General features: G+C 48.0%; 9 tRNA genes. All 9 read left to right on the top strand.

Annotated features, from left to right (window positions below):
* Positions 1-29: 29 nt before the first annotated feature.
* The 9 genes from ABES02_RS08280 (at position 30) to ABES02_RS08240 (ending at position 1,042) form a co-directional block, all read left to right on the top strand.
* Positions 30-105 (top strand) — tRNA-Val (locus tag ABES02_RS08280).
* Positions 106-143: 38 nt separating this feature from the next.
* Positions 144-219 (top strand) — tRNA-Thr (locus tag ABES02_RS08275).
* A gap of 158 nt (positions 220-377) precedes the next feature.
* A tRNA-Lys gene (locus tag ABES02_RS08270) sits at positions 378-453 on the top strand.
* 34 nt (positions 454-487) lie between these two features.
* Positions 488-572, top strand: a tRNA-Leu gene (locus tag ABES02_RS08265).
* Between the two features lie 14 nt (positions 573-586).
* A tRNA-Gly gene (locus ABES02_RS08260) sits at positions 587-661 on the top strand.
* 5 nt (positions 662-666) lie between these two features.
* Positions 667-755: transfer RNA gene (locus ABES02_RS08255), tRNA-Leu, on the top strand.
* A gap of 37 nt (positions 756-792) precedes the next feature.
* A tRNA-Arg gene (locus tag ABES02_RS08250) sits at positions 793-869 on the top strand.
* 7 nt (positions 870-876) lie between these two features.
* Positions 877-953: transfer RNA gene (locus ABES02_RS08245), tRNA-Pro, on the top strand.
* A gap of 13 nt (positions 954-966) precedes the next feature.
* Positions 967-1,042: transfer RNA gene (locus ABES02_RS08240), tRNA-Ala, on the top strand.
* Positions 1,043-1,131: the final 89 nt, after the last annotated feature.

The following is a 1,131-nucleotide window of genomic DNA, read 5'->3' as shown; positions in this document are numbered from 1 at the left end:
GAGTAGGACGTTGCCAGGCTATTAAATATGGAGGATTAGCTCAGCTGGGAGAGCATCTGCCTTACAAGCAGAGGGTCGGCGGTTCGATCCCGTCATCCTCCACCATAATTTTTTCGCGCTAGCGAAAATAATTTTCATTATGTGCCGGTTTAGCTCAATTGGTAGAGCAACTGACTTGTAATCAGTAGGTTGGGGGTTCAAGTCCTCTAGCCGGCACCACTTTTTAAAATCATCTTACGATGAGCCATTAGCTCAGTCGGTAGAGCAGATTGCGAACTTCTTCGAATCAGCTTCTGCGGGCAATCTGCAAGAAAGAACGTGAGTTCTTTTGAGCATCTGAATAATCACAATTTAGTTGTAGGAAATCATCTTAGTTTGAGCCATTAGCTCAGTCGGTAGAGCATCTGACTTTTAATCAGAGGGTCGAAGGTTCGAGTCCTTCATGGCTCACCAAAGTTTTTTGCGTCAGCAAAATAACTTTCAATATGCGGGTGTGGCGGAATTGGCAGACGCACCAGACTTAGGATCTGGCGCCGCAAGGCGTGGGGGTTCGACTCCCTTCACCCGCACCATTTAATTTTAATATGCGGAAGTAGTTCAGTGGTAGAACACCACCTTGCCAAGGTGGGGGTCGCGGGTTCGAATCCCGTCTTCCGCTCCAAGATTGCCGGGGTGGCGGAACTGGCAGACGCACAGGACTTAAAATCCTGCGGTAGGTGACTACCGTACCGGTTCGATTCCGGTCCTCGGCACCAAAGTTTTTTGCAAAAGCAAAATAACTATCAATATAATGCGCCCGTAGCTCAATTGGATAGAGCGTCTGACTACGGATCAGAAGGTTATGGGTTCGACTCCTTTCGGGCGCGCCACTATTTTCGGGAAGTAGCTCAGCTTGGTAGAGCACTTGGTTTGGGACCAAGGGGTCGCAGGTTCGAATCCTGTCTTCCCGACCATCTACTTCATATTGGGGCCTTAGCTCAGCTGGGAGAGCGCCTGCTTTGCACGCAGGAGGTCAGCGGTTCGATCCCGCTAAGCTCCACCAATTATTAAAATATATGTTGACAAGGTATTTTTACTTTGTTAATATGTAAAAGTCGCCTTTGAGCGATGAAGAAATTGATCCTTGAAAAC

The organism is Neobacillus pocheonensis, from assembly GCF_050477905.1.
GTDB classification, from domain to species: Bacteria; Bacillota; Bacilli; order Bacillales; family Cytobacillaceae; genus Neobacillus; species Neobacillus pocheonensis_A.
Note: the sequence above shows the minus strand (reverse complement) of the source record. Positions and strands in the feature narration are given on the sequence as shown.